At 71.2% G+C, this 15,883-nt stretch carries 17 protein-coding genes; 9 read left to right on the top strand and 8 right to left on the bottom strand.

Annotation, left to right across the window (positions count from 1 at the left end):
- The first annotated feature begins 17 nt into the window (after positions 1-17).
- The gene (locus tag Aco03nite_RS15430) at positions 18-809 is read left to right on the top strand and encodes a VOC family protein (protein ID WP_203795779.1); all 792 of its coding nucleotides are present in this window, start codon (positions 18-20) and stop codon (positions 807-809) included.
- On the opposite strand, the gene Aco03nite_RS15425 is transcribed toward Aco03nite_RS15430, so the two are convergent.
- On the bottom strand, positions 781-2,928 hold the full coding sequence (locus Aco03nite_RS15425) for an Orn/Lys/Arg family decarboxylase (RefSeq protein WP_203795778.1): 2,148 nt from the start codon (positions 2,926-2,928) through the stop codon (positions 781-783). The genes Aco03nite_RS15430 and Aco03nite_RS15425 overlap by 29 nt on opposite strands.
- 121 nt (positions 2,929-3,049) lie before the next feature.
- Here Aco03nite_RS15425 and Aco03nite_RS15420 point away from each other — a divergent pair, with 121 nt between their 5' ends.
- From Aco03nite_RS15420 to Aco03nite_RS15400, 5 genes are read left to right on the top strand one after another with little or no spacing between them, the layout of a single operon-like run.
- Complete coding sequence (locus Aco03nite_RS15420; protein WP_203795777.1) at positions 3,050-3,826, top strand: SDR family NAD(P)-dependent oxidoreductase; 777 nt, start codon at positions 3,050-3,052, stop codon at positions 3,824-3,826.
- Complete coding sequence (locus Aco03nite_RS15415; protein ID WP_239145186.1) at positions 3,826-4,791, top strand: thiamine pyrophosphate-dependent dehydrogenase E1 component subunit alpha; 966 nt, start codon at positions 3,826-3,828, stop codon at positions 4,789-4,791. The genes Aco03nite_RS15420 and Aco03nite_RS15415 overlap by 1 nt, the downstream gene beginning before the upstream one ends.
- Positions 4,784-5,767: an alpha-ketoacid dehydrogenase subunit beta gene (locus tag Aco03nite_RS15410; protein ID WP_203795776.1), complete on the top strand. Its 984-nt coding sequence runs from the start codon at positions 4,784-4,786 to the stop codon at positions 5,765-5,767. Before Aco03nite_RS15415 ends, Aco03nite_RS15410 begins: the two co-directional genes overlap by 8 nt.
- A gap of 5 nt (positions 5,768-5,772) precedes the next feature.
- The gene (locus tag Aco03nite_RS15405) at positions 5,773-6,267 is read left to right on the top strand and encodes a VOC family protein (RefSeq protein WP_239145203.1); all 495 of its coding nucleotides are present in this window, start codon (positions 5,773-5,775) and stop codon (positions 6,265-6,267) included.
- The gene (locus tag Aco03nite_RS15400; RefSeq protein WP_203795774.1) at positions 6,264-7,304 is read left to right on the top strand and encodes a LacI family DNA-binding transcriptional regulator; all 1,041 of its coding nucleotides are present in this window, start codon (positions 6,264-6,266) and stop codon (positions 7,302-7,304) included. The genes Aco03nite_RS15405 and Aco03nite_RS15400 overlap by 4 nt, the downstream gene beginning before the upstream one ends.
- A gap of 177 nt (positions 7,305-7,481) precedes the next feature.
- On the opposite strand, the gene Aco03nite_RS15395 is transcribed toward Aco03nite_RS15400, so the two are convergent.
- On the bottom strand, positions 7,482-8,072 hold the full coding sequence (locus Aco03nite_RS15395; protein WP_203795773.1) for a hypothetical protein: 591 nt from the start codon (positions 8,070-8,072) through the stop codon (positions 7,482-7,484).
- A gap of 204 nt (positions 8,073-8,276) precedes the next feature.
- Between Aco03nite_RS15395 and Aco03nite_RS15390 the strand changes: the two genes are divergently transcribed.
- On the top strand, positions 8,277-9,008 hold the full coding sequence (locus Aco03nite_RS15390) for an alpha/beta hydrolase (RefSeq protein WP_203795772.1): 732 nt from the start codon (positions 8,277-8,279) through the stop codon (positions 9,006-9,008).
- A 9-nt stretch (positions 9,009-9,017) separates the two neighbouring features.
- Positions 9,018-9,146: a hypothetical protein gene (locus Aco03nite_RS54070; RefSeq protein ID WP_275415871.1), complete on the top strand. Its 129-nt coding sequence runs from the start codon at positions 9,018-9,020 to the stop codon at positions 9,144-9,146.
- Here the strand turns inward: Aco03nite_RS54070 and Aco03nite_RS15385 are convergent.
- From Aco03nite_RS15385 to Aco03nite_RS15360, 6 genes are all read right to left on the bottom strand, one after another.
- A complete protein-coding gene (locus Aco03nite_RS15385; RefSeq protein ID WP_203795771.1) occupies positions 9,136-9,828 on the bottom strand; it encodes a class I SAM-dependent methyltransferase in 693 nt (230 codons plus the stop codon). The two genes, Aco03nite_RS54070 and Aco03nite_RS15385, sit on opposite strands and share 11 nt — an antisense overlap.
- Positions 9,828-10,643 carry a class I SAM-dependent methyltransferase gene (locus Aco03nite_RS15380; RefSeq protein WP_203795770.1) on the bottom strand — a complete coding sequence of 272 codons (816 nt, stop codon included), beginning with the start codon at positions 10,641-10,643 and terminating at the stop codon, positions 9,828-9,830. Before Aco03nite_RS15380 ends, Aco03nite_RS15385 begins: the two co-directional genes overlap by 1 nt.
- A gap of 162 nt (positions 10,644-10,805) precedes the next feature.
- Complete coding sequence (locus Aco03nite_RS15375) at positions 10,806-12,326, bottom strand: protein kinase domain-containing protein (protein ID WP_203795769.1); 1,521 nt, start codon at positions 12,324-12,326, stop codon at positions 10,806-10,808.
- Positions 12,208-13,083 carry a serine/threonine protein kinase gene (locus Aco03nite_RS15370; RefSeq protein WP_203795768.1) on the bottom strand — a complete coding sequence of 292 codons (876 nt, stop codon included), beginning with the start codon at positions 13,081-13,083 and terminating at the stop codon, positions 12,208-12,210. Before Aco03nite_RS15370 ends, Aco03nite_RS15375 begins: the two co-directional genes overlap by 119 nt.
- 106 nt (positions 13,084-13,189) lie before the next feature.
- Positions 13,190-13,465: a muconolactone Delta-isomerase gene (locus tag Aco03nite_RS15365; protein ID WP_203795767.1), complete on the bottom strand. Its 276-nt coding sequence runs from the start codon at positions 13,463-13,465 to the stop codon at positions 13,190-13,192.
- Positions 13,462-14,691, bottom strand: coding sequence for an extracellular solute-binding protein (locus Aco03nite_RS15360; protein ID WP_203795766.1), 1,230 nt, complete (start codon positions 14,689-14,691; stop codon positions 13,462-13,464). Before Aco03nite_RS15360 ends, Aco03nite_RS15365 begins: the two co-directional genes overlap by 4 nt.
- Positions 14,692-14,746: 55 nt before the next feature.
- Between Aco03nite_RS15360 and Aco03nite_RS15355 the strand changes: the two genes are divergently transcribed.
- Positions 14,747-15,859: a Gfo/Idh/MocA family protein gene (locus tag Aco03nite_RS15355; protein ID WP_203795765.1), complete on the top strand. Its 1,113-nt coding sequence runs from the start codon at positions 14,747-14,749 to the stop codon at positions 15,857-15,859.
- Positions 15,860-15,883: the final 24 nt, after the last annotated feature.

Raw genomic sequence — 15,883 nt, 5'->3', positions numbered from 1 at the left:
TCTCGCAGAATCGGAGCGTGGACGACGACAACGGGCACTTTCGGATCGGGCGGTTCGCTGAACTGGTCGGGTTGAGCATTCCGCAGCTGCGCCGGTACGACCGGATGCGGCTGCTCGAACCGGACGGCCGCGCCGAAGGCTCCGGCTACCGCTGGTACACCAGCGGCCAGACCGGGGCCGCCCGGGTCATCGCCCTGCTGCGATCGCTGGACATGCCGATCGCGGACATCCGCCGGGTGCTGGCCGGCGCCGGTGACACCGAACGGCGCGAGCTGTTCCGGGACCACCGCGCCCGCCTCGAAACCCGGCTCGACGAGGTCCGCCGCCTGCTGGAGGCGGTGGACGCGCTCACCGAGGAGGACACCATCAGCACCGAACCGACGACCTGGCTGCACGTGATGCCCCGGCTCGCCGTGACCGACATGGATCGGTCGATCACCTATTACCAGGAGGCGCTCGGCTTCCGCCTGGCCTGGCGCACTGCCGACGACGCTCTGGCCGCCCTGTCCAGCGGCGACATCGAAACCCTGCTGCTGATCCCGTGGACCGGCGACGGCCCGCCGCCGGCCCAGACGGCTTATGTGTACGCCGACGACCCGGACACCCTCTGCGCCGAGTACGAGCAGGCCGGCGCGGACATCACGGACCCGATCGCGTCCCGCCCGTCCGGGATGCGTGACTTCGTGGTCCGGGATCCGGACGGCCACAGTTTCCGCATCGGCAAGGGCGAGGAGCGCCTGCGCGAGGTGGCCGGCCACTACGGCCTGACTTCCAACACGATCACCGTTCAGGTAAACAAGCGACGGTGAGCCCGCTGACCCCGTGGGTGATGCCGGTGAAGCCGGGCCAGCGGGCGGCCAGGTCCTGTTCGTGTTCCAGGAACCGGACGATGCCGGCGCTGATCCGTTCGCCGGGCACGAGCAGCGGGATGCCCGGCGGGTAGGGGGTCAGCAACACCGCGGTGGTACGCCCGGCCAGTTCGGAAACCGGGACGTGCTCGACCCGGCCGGCCGCCATCGCGGTCCACGCGTCGGCCGGGATGGTGACCTGTTCGACCGGCTCGGTGTAGATCGCCGTGGTCAGTTCGGCCAGGTCGGCGTCGCGGTAGGTGGTGTGCAGGTCGTCGCAGAGGTCCCGCAGGCGGCGGCCGGCGTACGACGGGAACTCGGCGGTGAAGGCCGGCATCAACCTGTCGATCACGGCGTTGCCGTCGTAGGCGCTCTTGAACCGGTGCAACTCCGCCAGCAGTGAGTTCCAGCGGCCCTTGGTGATGCCGATGGTGAAAAGCACGAACAGCGAGTACAGGCCGGTCTTCTCCACCACCACCCCGTGTTCGGCCAGGTAGCGGGCCAGCACGATGCCGGGGATGCTCGGTGTGCCGGGGTCGCTGAACTCGCCGTGCACGGTCAGGCCGGGGGTCATCAGGGTGACCTTGATCGGGTCGAGCATGGTGAAGCCGTCGTCGATCCGGTCGAAGCCGTGCCAGGCGGCGTCCGCGGTCAGTTCCCACTCGGTCCGGTCGGGCAGCCCGTCGCGGGGCGGGGTGTCCGGCCCCCACACCGTGAACCACCAGTCCGGGGCGGCGTCCAGACCGGCCCGGATGACGGCGCGCCGGAACTCCATCGCCTCGGTGATGGTCTCCTCCACCAGGGCGGGTCCGCGCCGTCCGGCCATCATCTCGGCGGACACGTCGCAGCTGGCGATGATGGCGTACTGCGGGCTGGTCGACGTGTGCATCCGGAACGCCTGGCCGAAGACCCGTTCGTCGAAGTGCCCGCCGGTGGTGTCCTGGACCAGGATCTGCGACGCCTGGGACAGTCCGGCGAGCAGTTTGTGGGTGGACTGGGTGGCGTAGACGACGGTCCGGTCGGTGCGTTCCTGGTTGTTGGCGACGCCGTGCATGCCGTCGTATAGCTGGTGGAACGAGGCGTGCGGCAGCCACGCCTCGTCGAAGTGCAGGGCGTCGACGACCCCGTCCAGCTCGGCTTTCAGAGCGGACGCCCGGTAGATGATCCCGTCGTAGGTCGACTGGGTCAGCGCCAGCAGCCGGATCCGCTTGGTCTTGTCGAGGATCAGCGGGCTGGCCTCGATCTTGCGTTGCAGCTCGACGGGGTTGAACTCGCTGCGCGGGATCGGCCCGATCACGCCGGCCTTGTTCCGGGTCGGCATCAGGTAGATCGGGATCGCCCCGGTCAGCATGATCGCGTGCAGCACCGACTTGTGGCAGTTCCGGTCCACCGCCACGACGTCGCCCGGCCCGACCAGCGAGTTCCACACGATCTTGTTGCTGGTGGAGGTGCCGTTGGTGACGAAGTAGAGGTGGTCGGCGCGGAACGTGCGGGCGGCCAGGCGTTCGCTGTCGGCGATCGGCCCGCTGTGGTCGAGCAGCTGCCCGAGTTCCTCGACGGCGTTGCACACGTCGGCACGCAGCAGGTTCTCGCCGAAGAAGTCGTGGAACAGGGTGCCGACCGGGCTCTTCAGGAACGCGGTGCCACCGGAGTGCCCGGGGCAGTGCCAGGAGTAGGCGCCGTCGCTGGCGTACCGCATCAGGGCGGCGAAGAACGGCGGCGCGAGCTGCCCCAGATAGTGGCTGACCTCCCGCTGGATCTTGCGGGCGAGAAAATCCGGGGTGTCCTCGTACGCGTTGACGACCCCGTCGATCCGCGCCAGGACCGCTTGCGGGATGTCCCGGGCGGTGAGCTGTTCGCCGTACAGCAGGATCGGTATCCGGTCGTTGTGTTCCCGGACCGCCCGGACGAAGGCCTCGGAGCCGGAGGGACCGAGCGCGTAGATCACCGCCGCGCTGGACCTGGCCACGGTGGCCACCGGTCCGGTCCCGTCGAAGTGCCGGATCTCCAGCCCGGCCCGGAGCAGGGCGTCCTCCAGCGGGCCGGAGGCGGACGGGACGATCGTGACCGGAAACGACACGATGTCGAACCTAGCCAGGACCGGGCCGATTCGCCCGGATAACCGGGGAACCCGTTGACGCTGTACGGGTCGGCGACATACTGTCGGTCAAACGATTGAACGACCGATGGGTGAGCGCCTCATGCAGACCACTGACCTCACCGGACGCGTGTCCCTGGTGACCGGCGGAGGCGGCGGTCTCGGCCGGGCCGTCGCCGCCGCCCTGCTGCGCTGCGGCGCCCCGGTCGTGCTGGCCGACCTGCCCGGCGAGCGCCTCGACCAGGCGGTCGCCGAGCTGTCCCCGCTCGGTGTCGTGCACCCGCTCGGCGTCGACCTGTCCGATCCGGCCGTCTGCCGAGCGGCCCCAGAAACAGCGGCCCGGCTGGCCGGTGGTGAACTGCGGATCCTGGTGTCCGCGGTCGGCGTCATGCGCACCCGCCCACCGGCGGAGATCACCGACGAGCAGTGGCAGCGCACCCTGGACATCAACCTGACCGGGGTCTTCCACACCGTGCGAGCAGCGGCGGAGGGCATGACGAGCGGCAGCATCGTGCTGCTCAGCTCGGTCGCCGGGCGCTCCGGGCGGCCGAACGCGATGGATTACGCGGCGAGCAAGGCGGCACTGCTGTCGCTGACCAAGTCGACCGCGCTGGCGTACGCCCCGAGCGTACGGGTCAACGCGGTCTGCCCCGGCGTCTTCATGACCGACATGTGGTCCGGCATCCTCGCCGACCGCGATCGGGAGTTCGGCCCCGGCGCCGGTGCGGCGTATCTCGACGACGTCGCGAAACGCACCCCGCTGGGCCGCCCCGGCAACCCCGACGAACTCGCCGCCGTGGTCGCGTTCCTGGTCAGCGACATGGCGTCGTTCATGACCGGGCAGGCGCTCAACGTCGACGGCGGGCTGGAGATGAACTGATGGAGAGGACGATGCGAGTGAGCGGCGAGCAACTGGCGGACCTGCTGGCGATGTGGCGGATCCGGGTGCTGGAGGAGACGATCCTCAGTCTGCGCCTGGACGGCCGGATCGTCGGCTCGGTGCACCTGGAGAACGGTCAGGAGGCGATTCCGGTCGGCGCCTGCCGGATGCTGCGCCCGCAGGACGCGCTGTACAGCACCTACCGCGGGCACGGCTGGGCCCTGGCCCGGGGCGTGCCGGCCACCGGGATCATGGCCGAACTGCTGTACCGGCGGACCGGGGTGAACGGCGGCCGCGGCGGATCCGCGCACTTCTCCGCGCCGGAGTACGGCTTCTACGGGGAGAACTCGATCGTCGGCGCCGGCGCCCCGATCGCGGTGGGCGCCGCGCTGGCCGCGAAGTTCGACGGCAGCGGCCGGGTGGCGGTGACCGTCTTCGGCGACGGCGCGATGAACCAGGGCGGGGTCACCGAGGCGATGAACATGGCCGCCGCGATGGACCTGCCTGTCGTCTTCATCTGCGAGAACAACAAGTACTCCGAGCTGACCCCGATCAACGACATGGTCCGCAACCCGGACCTGTCGGCGCGGGCGCACGCGCTCGGCATCCCGGCGGTGCGGGTCGACGGCAACGATCCGGCACAGGTGGCGACCGCGGTCGGGCTGGCCGTGACCACCGCCGAACACGGGCGCGGGCCCACGTTCATCGAGGCCACCACCCGCCGCATCGTCGGCCACTACATCGGTGACGCGCAGAGCTACCGCCCCGCCGGCGAACTGGCCGAGGACGAGAAGCACGAGCCGATCGTACGGCTGAAGAAGCAGTTGACCCTGCAGGGTGTCACCGCGGAGACCCTGGACGGGGTCGAGCAGCGCGCCCGCACCGAGATCGCCGCGGCCACCGAACGTGCGCTGGCCGCGCCCCTGTCCGACCCGTCGACCGCCCGGGAGCACCTGTATGTCTGAGACCGCCAAGCTCACCTACGGCGGCGCGATCAACGCGGCGCTGGCCCGGTGCCTGGAGCAGATGCCGGAGACGCTGCTGTTCGGCGAGGACGTGGCCCTGCCCGGCGGCGTGTTCGGGGTGACCCGCGGGCTGCGGAAGGCGTTCGGCGAGCGGGTGTTCGACACGCCGATCTCGGAGACCGCGATGCTCGGCGCGGCGGTCGGGGCGGCGATGACCGGCCGGCGCCCGATCGTCGAGATCATGTGGGCCGACTTCATGCTCGTCGCGTTCGACCAGATCGTGAACCAGGCCGCCAACGTGCGATACGTGTCCGAGGGCCGGCTGGCGGCGCCGTTGACCATTCGTACCCAGCAGGGAAATGCTCCCGGGGCCTGTGCCCAGCACTCGCAGAACCTGGAGGCGCTGCTGCTGCACGTGCCCGGGATCCGCGTCGCGATGCCGGTCGACGCGCAGGACGCCTACGACCTGACGCTGTCCGCGGTGACCTGCGACGACCCGGTGGTGGTGATCGAGAACCGGACGCTGTACGCCGGGGCCAAGTCCGAGGTCCGGATCGGCGGCCCGGTGGAACCGATCGGCGGCCACCGCCTGCGCCGGGCCGGCGACGACGTCACGATCGTGACCTGGGGCGCGATCACCGGCTCGGTGGAGGCCGCGGTCGACCTGGTCGCCGAGGACGGGATCAGCGCCGACGTGATCGAGGCGGTCTGGCTCAACCCGTTCGACACCGAGGCGGTGCTGGCCAGCGTCCGCCGCACCGGCCGGCTGCTGGTGGTGCACGAGGCGAACCTGACCGGCGGATTCGGGGCCGAGGTGGTGGCCCGGGTGTGCGAGTCCGGGGTGCCGCTGAGCGCGCCGCCGCGCCGGGTGGGCGCGCTGGACACCCGGATCCCGGCCGCCGTGCAGCTGGCCCAGGCGGTCCTGCCGCAGACCGGTGACATCGTGGACGCGCTGCGCGCGGTGACCGGGAAGTGAGCGCGATGTTCGGGGTCTGGCACTTCAGTTTCACCGTCGCTGATCTGGATCGGTCAGTCGACTTCTACGCCAGCCTGCTCGGCTTCCAGCTGGTGCACCGGCAGGACCAGGACAACGACTACACCCGTCGCCTGGTCGGCTATCCGGACGCCGACCTGCGGATCGCCCAGCTGGCGGTGCCCGGGCAGCCGCGCGGGATCTCGACACACGACCTGGAACTGGTCGAGTACCGGACGCCGCGGGGTGAGCCGTTCGGCCCGCACCGCAACCGGCCCGGCGCCGCGCACCTGGCGATGTGTGTCGAGGACGCGCGCGCCGACCACGCCCGGCTGAGCGCGGCCGGGGTCCGGTTCGTCAGCCCGCCGCAGGAGATCACCGCCGGGATCAACGCGGGCGGCTTCACCTGCTACTTCCTCGATCCGGACGACATCACCCTGGAGCTGGTCCAGCCACCCCGTACCATGCGTACACCACACGACGAGGGAGCTGAATCGCCATGACGACGCGACGCGCCGCCACGCCGCGGGTGACGCTCGTCGATGTCGCCAAGCTCGCCACCGTCGACAAGGCCATCGTCTCCCGGGTCATCAACGAGGACCCGGCCCTGGTGATCCGCCAGGAGACCCGGGACCGGGTGATCGACGCGATCCGCACGCTCGGTTACCGGCCGAACATAGCGGCCCGTAGCCTGCGCACCGCCAAGGCCGGCACCCTCGGGCTGGTGATACCGGACTTCGCCAACCCGGTCTACGCGGAGATCATCACCGGGGCGGAGAGCGCCGCCCTGGACCGCGGTCACGTGCTGGTCACCGGATCCACCTCGGGCAGCCGCAACGGCATGGACCGCTACCTGGAACTCCTCGGCCAGGGCCGGGTCGACGGCCTGCTGCTGGCCGGGCCGACCAGCGCCCGCGAGCACCAGAAACTGCAGAGCCTGGGCCTGCCGTGGATGATGGTGAACCGCCGGGACACCGGCGACCACCATCGATACGTGATCCTCGACGACGCCCACGCGGCGAAACTAGCCGTCGAGCATCTGCTGTCGCTGGGTCACCGCCGGATCGGGCACGTGGCCGGCCCGACCGGCGCCGACACCGCCAAGCGCCGCGCCGCCGGTTACCGCCAGGCGATGAAGACGGCCGGGATCACGGTCCGACCCGCCGATGTGGCCCGTGGCGACTACACGTCCGGCGGCGGCGCCGAGGCGATGGGCAGCCTACTGGCCAATGCGGAAAAATCCGGAACTCCTACCGCGGTTTTCGTGGCCAACGTCGCGATGGCCGTCGGCGTCTTGGACACCCTGCGCCGCGCCGGCCTGCGCGTCCCCGCGGACGTCTCGGTGGTCGCCGTCCACGACCTGCCCCTGGCCGAGCACCTCAATCCCCCGCTGACCACGGTCCGGATGCCGTTGCAGCAGCTGGGCGGCCGCGCGGTGGAGCTGCTGCTGTCCCGCGCCCCGGAGGAACAGGTCACCGAAGTGGTCAGCACCGCGACCGAACTGGTCCTTCGAGAGTCAACCGCGCCACCCCGGATTTGATACGAGCAGACACTCCCGTAGATCCACACCTCCCCTGGCGGCCGCGCGAGGTCGGCGCGGCCCAGGGCCGACCCGCGACCGCCGGGCCGAATGCGGTGGTCCCGGCCACGGCGTTCCCGATCAGCACGATCCGGCCGGGGCCATCCGATCAGGGCCGTCCTGATCAACGCGATCCGATCAGGGCGTGAACTGCTCCCGCAGGCCGGTGATAACGCCGTCCCGGACGGTCAGCACCAGGAGGGTCTCCCCCTCGGTCAGGCGCTCGTCGAGTTCGCTCAGACCGGCCTTCTTCTGCGGAACCGTCTCGGCCTCGGAGAAGTAGTCGGCGATCGTGACGGTCGCCGACTCGGCCAGGGCGGCTGTCCGCTTCCGGTCATCCGGGTTGCGGTAGTAGAAGTCGTGGCACCAGGCCGACGGCTGGACCTCGACCTTGTCGGCCTGGCAGGCGGCGCGGGCCGCTTTCCCGGTGAACCACTCGATCTCGTCGAACGTGACGGTCCGCTGCTTCGCGTCGGCACGGACGCCCAGCGCGTACACCTCGGTGGTCTTGGTCTCCGCGGCTTTGACCGGAGCCTCGCTCTGGGTGACGGCGACCTTGTTGAACAGGGGATCCGAGGCGCCGGCCTTCTCCGGAGCAGCCCGGACGACGTCCTCAGGAGCTGCCCGCACGACGTCCTCGGGAGTCGCTGGGCCGATCGACGAGCACCCGGCCGAACCGGCGATCATGAGGGCGGCCACAGCAGCGAGAGTTCGTCGGCCAATCAGCATGCGGCGACCTTAGGCCAAGAAGGGTGCCGACGCCCACCCGGACACGCGCGAAACTTCGTGGGGTCTGCTACTTTCTCGGCAGCCGTGCGAGAGTCCGAGGAGGTGGTGCCCGATGAACGATCTGATCAGGGTGCTCCCCTCCGGGGTCACGGCCGGGCGATAGGTCGTCCGGGAGCGCCGTCTCAGCTCCCGAAAGGCACGACCATGCGATTCACCACCGACCAAACCCTGAGCGACGACGTCCGGGAACGTGAGTTCACCCTCGGCGAGATCCCCGGCATCCTCTGGACACCCGTGTCCGCCGGTCCGGTTCCGCTGATCCTTCTCGGTCACCCGCCGCTCGGGCTACGCCGGATGTACCCCCGGCTGGCAGCCCGCGCCCGGCACTGCGTGGCAAACGGTTTCGCCGCGGCCACCATCGAACTCCCCGGCAGCGGCGACCGCCCCGCCTGGCCCGGCGCCGACCAGGCCCGAGCCGACATGCGCCGGGCGCTGGAGGCCGGCGAGCAGGTCAGCGAGGAGACCATCGACGCCCTGATCCTGCCGCTCGTCGACCGCGCGGTCCCGGAATGGCAGACCACCCTGGACGCCCTGCTGCAACTGCCGGAGATCGGCGGCCCGGCCGGCTTCTCCGGCGGGGTGATCTCCATCGGCGTCCGCCTGGCGCGGATCGAGCCACGCATCGTGGCGGCCGGCCTGTTCGCCGGAAGTTTCATCCCCCGCGCCATCGTCGAGGAGGCCCGCCAGGTCACCATCCCGCTGCACGTCCTGCTGCAGTGGGACGACGAGAGCAACGACAGGCAGGCGGCCCTGACCCTGTTCGACGCGTTCGGTTCGCCGGAGAAGACCCTGCTGGCCAACATGGGCGGCCACACGGGTGTCCCCCGGTCCGCGGGCCAGGACGCGGCAGCCTTCTTCACGAGGCACCTGATCTGAGCTGCGCCCGTGGGATTTCCGGACGTCACGAACGGCTGGCTGATCCTGTGGCTGGAGCCGCTGGGCGAGGACCGGTGGCTCCGGCCGGGTGATGTCGGGTGTGGCCACCAGCGCCCGACCAGCGCCTTCACCGGCTGAGTTCCGCCACCACGAACAAGCGATCCGCGGTTCGGCGCCCGACCCCGTCCCGGATCTCGACGTCGCCCATGCCGTTACGGCGCAACACCGAGAGCAGTTCGTCCCGGGTCCATGGCCGCATGGTGAAGTCGTAGGTCGTCACCTGGCCGGGGGTCTCGTACCGTTCTTCGACGTGGATCAGCCCGTCCTGCCACCGGGTGCGGGTGACGAACGTCAGATCTCCGGCGACGATGCTCCGGCCACCGCCCGCCCGCGCCCGGGAAGCGGCGGCCTCCCGGACGTCCAGGAACAGCAACCCGCCCGGCCGCAGACACGCCACCAGCGACGCGACCGCCGACTCACGGTCCGCGTCGGTGGTCATGTCGTTGAGGACACCCCGGCAGGTCACCGCGTCGTACTCGGGCGCCGCCGGCATCGTGCACAGGTCCACGAGCAGAGCCCGCGCACCGGGGCACCGCGCCCGGGCTTGCGACAACAGCTCCGGGGACGCGTCGGCGAGGTCGACCCGATGCCCCTTGCCGATGAGCGCCGCGGCATGTCGCCCGGTCCCGCACCCCGCGTCCAGGATCGCAGCGCCCGGCCGGCCGAGCCGGTCGTGAACGGCGTCGACCCAGGGCTCGACCGGATCGGTGATCAGCAGATCGTAGGCATCGGCGTGCCGACCGTAGAAGGGCCGCGTCATCACTCGAAGCGAAAGCGCAGGATCCGGCTGGACCTGGTGAAACCCGGGATCAGGTTGAGCAGGCGGTAGGCGCGGCGGGTGGCCGGGGGCGCCTTGGCCATCAGTTCCGGCGCGTCGTTCATCGGGGCCTCGTCGACGAAGGCCAGCTCCGGGTGCCAGGCGGCCAGCACGGCCGGGTCGTCGAAGCCGCACCGGAACAGGGCGTTGTAGCTGCGGCCGATCGGATCCCACCGCGACATCTTCCACGCGCCCACCGAAGCCACGTCGAACGCCAGCACCCCGCTGGGGAAGGTATCGACGATGCCGGTGACCAGCCGCCGGGCGTCGGGCTCGGTCAGGTACGGCAGCATGCCCTCGGCGACCGTCAGCACCGGCCGGTCGTGGGGCACCCGGTCCAGCCAGCCGAGATCGGTGACGTCCGAGGCGATCAGCGTGGACCGCTGCGGCAGCAACCGCTGCCGCAGCTCGATGACCTCCGGAAAGTCCAGGTCGTACCAGTCCACGGTGGCCGGCGGGTCGATCCGGTGCACCCGGGCGTCCAGGCCGCACCCCAGGTTCAGCACGACCGCGTCCGGATGCTCGGCGAGGAAGGCCCGGGCCCAGTCGTCGAGGACCTTGGCCCGCACCACCGCGACGAGACCGAGCTGACTGGTCGCGAACCAGCCCTTGTCGAAGTCGGGGTCGAGACGCCGCATCGTCTCCTCGGCCCAGGTGTCACCGAGGATCGGCGACGGCAGCCGCAGGTCCAGAGCCTTGGCCGCCAGCACCGGTCGGAGCGTCTTCTGAACCCCGGCGAGCGCCACATCGACGACCATACGCCCTCAGACGGCCGCCTCGCGGATCACGGCGACGAGCCCTGATGCGCACCGGCGATAGCAGACCGGGGCCGTCCGGGCAACCTGCACCAGGGTAGGTGCCCGGAACCGGGAGCAACGCCGACGATACGAGAAGGGACGAGAGAGGACGACCATGAATGATCAGGGGGTGAAGGTCTGCCGGAACGCGCCGACCCGGGTGGTGTACTCGACCGTCTTCGGTGGTGGCCCGCCCGCCTCGACCACCTTGGTCGCCGACGTCCGGTAGGCCGCGGCGAGCAGCAGCCCCGGATCGCCGGGGACGGTGCTCAGCCGGGGCGCCAGGAAGCACAGGTACCGGCCAACCGCCGGAATCGACACATCCGGCGGGAACGGGGGTGCCGGTACCTGGTCACGTTGCCCCTCGGGCAGGTAGTACCGCAGCACCGACGGGGTCCAGCGGGCGATGCCGTACTCGTCCTTGGCCGGGTCGTTCAGGTTCGGGTCGAAGTCGCTCTCGGCCTTGAGCATGGCCGCGATCAGGGCCGGGGTGATGCCGGGTTCGGCGCAGGCGGTGCCGGCGTCCACGATCAGCCGCCGGTACTCGTCGGGGACGCCGGCGCCGTGGCGCAGCAGGTCGGCCCGGTAGACCTCGGGCGGTGGGGTGGATCGTCCGGCGTACACGATCCCGGCCGCCGCCACGGTCGTCAGGGCCACGGCGGCGGCCGCGACGTGGATCCGCCGGATCCGGCCGGGCGGGGCGGCGCCCGCCCGGATCCGGCGGATCCGCTCCAGCAGTTCCGGCGATCCGTGCCGGGCCCGTTCGGCGTGGGTGGGGGCCAGGCAGTCCCGGATCAGGTCGTGCCACTCCGGCGGCAATGTCGGTGACAGGGCCGGCGGGGCCGAGCCGGCCGCGTATTCGGCGGCGGCCGCGAGCCGGGCCTGCGGTGTCCCGCCGGGGAACGGGAAGGCGCCGGTGAGCAGCAGGTGCGCGGTGATGCCGAAGGCCCAGACGTCGGCGCTGGGCCGGACCGCGACGCCGTGTTCGCCGAGTGACTCGGTCCAGCGTTCCGGTGGCACGTAGTCCGGTGAGGCCATCGGCGGCAGGTACGCGTGGGTGCCGTCGAACTCGCCGGCCAGGCCGAAATCGGCGAGCCGGGCCGATCCGCCGGGCATCAGCAGCACGTTCGCCGGTTTGAGATCGCCGTGCACCCAGTCACGGCCGTGCAGATAGGCCAGGGCGTCGCAGATCTCTTCCAACAGCCGGGCGGCGTCCGGCACCGGCCCGCCGCCGGCCTCGCGCAGCCGGTCCCGCAGCGAGGCCTCGGCGCGTTCCATCACGATCACCAGCGCCCCGTCCAGCGCGGTGTTCTCCGGGTCGTCGACGGTCCGGATCTCCCGGGCCCGGACCAGGTGCGGATGCGACAGCTGCTCGTGACCGCGGCGTTCCCGGGCGGCGACGTCGGCCAGGTGCGCGACCTGGCGCGGGGTGACCGTGCCGGTGGGCAGGAACTTGAGCGCGGCCTCGCCGTCACCGCTGGCCGCGTACACCGAGCCGTCACCGCTGGCCGCGTAGACCGAGCCGTCACCGGTGGCGGCGTACACCGAGCCCCAGCCGCCGGTGGCGATCGGCGCGGTCACCGTCCACCCGCCGACCCGGTAGCCGGTCGGCACGTCGACCGACCAGCCCGCGGTGGAGGTCACCGGGCCCGCCGGCGCGGGGCAGCAGTTCCAGGTGGCTCTCCTGGACCAGGTTGAACCGCAGCGCCACCCGGACCAGGTGTTCCCGGCGGGAACCGGTCCCGGCGGGTTCGGCGGCGGTTCCCGAGTCGGGCGCGCGCAGCCGCAGTTTGCGCCGGGTCAGGTAGTCGATGTGGAAGGCGACAGCGTCGGCGGTGAGGCCGTCGCAGCCGGGCAGCTCGCGCAGCCGGGCGACCACCTCGGCGTCGCCCGGGATGCCGATCGGGGACTCGTCGCGCAGCCGTGGCTCACAGAGCGCGACCAGGACCAGGAAGTATTTCGCGGTGGCGTCCAGCGGGAACGCGGCCACCGTCGGCTCCCCTCCGGGCGCACCGCCGGAATGCTGGTCCAGATAGGTGTGCATGGGTGCGAAGACCTGGAACAGCGCGGTCCCGGCGCCGTCGCGGGCGGGCAGCACGACCCGGGAGATCTCGAACGGCACCGGCGCGCCGAAGCGCCCGGGCGGGACCTTGAGGAACTCGCCGCCGCCTTCCGGGTTCTCCACCACGTAGGTGTGCCGGCGGCTGTAGTTGGTCAGGCACCAGTGGTCGCCGGTGGCGGTGATCTCGCCGGCCAGCCGGGAGACGGCCCGGTCGGGCAGTGCCAGGTCCACGTCGATGCCCGGCCCGCCCCGGCCGAACCGGAGCCGCTGCCCCGGCCCGAGCTGGAGTTTCCCGGCCGCGGCGCCCTCCCGGGGCAGGGCGACGAGCACGGTGTTCACCAGGCCCCCTGGATGCGCGCGTTACGGACAAATAGCGCCACGGGACAAACAGTAGTGATGACCATGGATTACCGCCACCCTCGGCGGTGACGCGGTCCGGGCGCGGCTACGGATCCAGCGGATGGGTGGCCAGGGCCTCCACCCGCACGGTCATCCACCGCCACAGCGGCAGCGAACCGATCGCCGTGTGCAGGTCGTCCGGGTCGGCGGCCTGCCAGACGCCCACGTTGGCGAGCCGGCCGGGCAGCCGCCACAGATGTTCGATCGTCCCGGCCCGGACCAGTTCCTCACCACGACGACGTTCGGCGGCGAGCAGGTCGTCGCGCGCCGCTTCCGGCATCTCCGGCGGCAGATCCGTCTCAAGACGGACCAAAAATCTCATTCGCCGGTACGACTTCCGACGGCCGGAGTTTCGTCGGTCCGAGTTTCGCCGGTACGGGTCAGCACGGTCCCGAGCTCGGCGTGCGCCGCGGCCAGCGCCGTCTGCCCGGCACCGTCCTCGACGACCGCCCGCATCATCTCGTTCAGCACCGCCGCGATCCGCGGCCACCGCGGATCGGCCGGCACCGACCGCGAGTTCCGGTGGGCGTCCTCCAGCACCGCGTAGTACGGGGCGAGCGCCCGCACCCGAGGATCCGCCCAGCTGTCCCGACGGGTGGCGGACCCACCGGCGAGAGCGGTCCGCACGTCCATGTCCTGGGTGGTGAGCTGCCGGATCAGGTCGGCGCTGGCCTCCGGATCGCGGGCCCCGGCGGGCACCGCCAGCACCCAGTACGCGTTCATCGTGACCGAGGGTGCGGGCGCACACCCGACCAGCCCGTGGGTGGGTGACGCCGGATCGGCGGACATCGCCGCGAACCCGCACCAGTTCACCATCATCGCGGCCTCACCCGCGGCGAAGTGCACTCCGGAGGTGACGCTGTCCCACTTGGCCGCGGCCGGATCGACGACCTGGTCGACGTGCCACAGCCCCTGCAGGAAGTCGATGGCTCCGGCCGCCGCCGCGCTGTCGAGACCGGAGCCGCCGTCCGGCGTGATCAGCTCGCCGCCCCGACTCCACAGGTGGATCAGGAAGTCGTAGACGTTGTTGTGCTCGTCGGGGTATCCGGCCTGCACCGTCCCGCGCAGTCCCTGTGCCGGGCGGTCGAACCAGACGGCCTGGTCCCGGAACTGCGCCCAGTCGGTGGGCGGCGCCAGCGGGTACCCGAACCGCTCGGCGAATCCGCGCTGCTCGGTGGCCGAGCCGTAGAGGTCGGTGCGGTAGAGGAACAGCATCGGCCCGTCGTGGTACGCCACCCCGTACGTCCGCCCGTCCGCTCCGGTCTGCAGCGCACGAAGCGCCGGTGACCAGGCGTCCGGCCACCCGTCCGGCGCGGACTCGGCGAAGTCCAGCGTGCGGATCTTGCCGGCGGCGATCAGGGACGGCAGCCAGTCGGTGATGAGCATCAGCACGTCGGCGCGCCCGTCGGTGGCCAGGGTGCCGTCGACCACCTCGTGCTGCAGGTCCTCGATCTCCAGCAGCCGGTGGTCCGCGTCGAGGCCGGTGAGCTGGTCGGTGAGGCTGCGCTCGAAACCGTCGAACGCGCGACCGACGAGATGCAGCGTCATGGAAGGCCTCCGTACGTCATTCAAACGATTGACTAATGTTACACGCGATGGTGACATGGGAAACAGTTCCGCCTCGACGAACCTGGAGAATCTCGTGCTCCACCAGCTGCAGCCCATCGCCGACGCCGCCGACCTGACGATCCCCGACGCCGTTCGCAAGCGGATCGGCGTCGTCGGGGCGGGCGCCATCACCCGGGTCGCGCATCTTCCCGCGTACCGGAAAGCCGGTCTTGAGATCTTGGGGGTCTGCGACCTCGACCCGGACCGCGCCGAGAGTGTCCGCGCGGAGTTCGCCCTGCCCCGCACCTACACGCTCGACGAACTGCTCGACGATCCGGCCGTCGAGGTGGTGGACGTGGCGGTCGTCCCGGAGGCCCAGCCGGCGATCATCAGGCGCGCGCTCGCCGCCGGCAAACACGTGCTGGCCCAGAAACCCCTGGCCGTCGACTCGAAGATCGGCGCGGAGCTGGTCGCCGAGGCCCGCGCGGCCGGGCTGTCTCTGGTGGTCAACCACCAGATGCGGTACGGCGAGGGGATGGCCGCCGCCCGCGCGATGGCCGCCGCCGGATGGATCGGCGAGATCACCGCGGTGACCGTGGACGTCGACATCGAGACCGACTTCACCGCCTGGGACTGGCTGGTCACGTCGCCGCGGCTGGACCTGATGTACCACTCGATCCACTACCTGGACACCGTGCGGGCGCTGCTCGGCGACCCGTCGTCGGTGTACTGCGTGGGCGGGCGCCTCCCGGGGCAGGCGGTGGCGGGCGAGACCCGGACGCTGACCACGCTCACCTTCGACGGCGACCGCCGCGCGCTGATCAAGGTCAATCACGAGAACCACACCGGCGACCAGTCCGCGACGTTCCGGATCGACGGCTCGCACGGCGCGATCCGCGGCACCATCGGCCTGCTCTACGACTACCCGCACGGCCGCCCGGACACCGTCGAGGTGCACAGCGCGGTGCTGCCCACCGACGGCTGGATGCCGTACCCGGTGACCGGCCGCTGGATCCCGGACGCCTTCGCCGGGCCGATGCGCGCCCTGCTGCTGGAGATCGCCGGCCAGGGCGCCGCCCCGACCACCGCCGCCGACGGGCTGCGCACCCTGCAACTGGTCGAGACCTGTTACGCGTCGATCGAGTCGGGGCAGGTCCAGCGCTTCTGACCGACAACAGAACGGCCGGGGTGC

The sequence above is a fragment of the Actinoplanes couchii genome (genome assembly GCF_016862075.1).
In the GTDB taxonomy this organism is placed as follows: Bacteria; Actinomycetota; Actinomycetes; order Mycobacteriales; family Micromonosporaceae; genus Actinoplanes; species Actinoplanes couchii.
This window is presented reverse-complemented; position numbering and strand designations above follow the sequence as displayed.

Bases quoted from the DNA above. Each gene is read 5' to 3' on its own strand.
- Aco03nite_RS15420 (WP_203795777.1), top strand. From the start codon at position 3,050: ATGCAGACCACTGACCTCACCGGACGCGTGTCCCTGGTGACCGGCGGA.
- Aco03nite_RS15415 (WP_239145186.1), top strand. From the start codon at position 3,826: ATGGAGAGGACGATGCGAGTGAGCGGCGAGCAACTGGCGGACCTGCTG.
- Aco03nite_RS15410 (WP_203795776.1), top strand. From the start codon at position 4,784: ATGTCTGAGACCGCCAAGCTCACCTACGGCGGCGCGATCAACGCGGCG.
- Aco03nite_RS15405 (WP_239145203.1), top strand. From the start codon at position 5,773: ATGTTCGGGGTCTGGCACTTCAGTTTCACCGTCGCTGATCTGGATCGG.
- Aco03nite_RS15400 (WP_203795774.1), top strand. From the start codon at position 6,264: ATGACGACGCGACGCGCCGCCACGCCGCGGGTGACGCTCGTCGATGTC.
- Aco03nite_RS15395 (WP_203795773.1), bottom strand. From the start codon at position 8,072: ATGCTGATTGGCCGACGAACTCTCGCTGCTGTGGCCGCCCTCATGATC.
- Aco03nite_RS15390 (WP_203795772.1), top strand. From the start codon at position 8,277: ATGCGATTCACCACCGACCAAACCCTGAGCGACGACGTCCGGGAACGT.
- Aco03nite_RS15385 (WP_203795771.1), bottom strand. From the start codon at position 9,828: ATGACGCGGCCCTTCTACGGTCGGCACGCCGATGCCTACGATCTGCTG.
- Aco03nite_RS15380 (WP_203795770.1), bottom strand. From the start codon at position 10,643: ATGGTCGTCGATGTGGCGCTCGCCGGGGTTCAGAAGACGCTCCGACCG.
- Aco03nite_RS15365 (WP_203795767.1), bottom strand. From the start codon at position 13,465: ATGAGATTTTTGGTCCGTCTTGAGACGGATCTGCCGCCGGAGATGCCG.
- Aco03nite_RS15360 (WP_203795766.1), bottom strand. From the start codon at position 14,691: ATGACGCTGCATCTCGTCGGTCGCGCGTTCGACGGTTTCGAGCGCAGC.
- Aco03nite_RS15355 (WP_203795765.1), top strand. From the start codon at position 14,747: ATGGGAAACAGTTCCGCCTCGACGAACCTGGAGAATCTCGTGCTCCAC.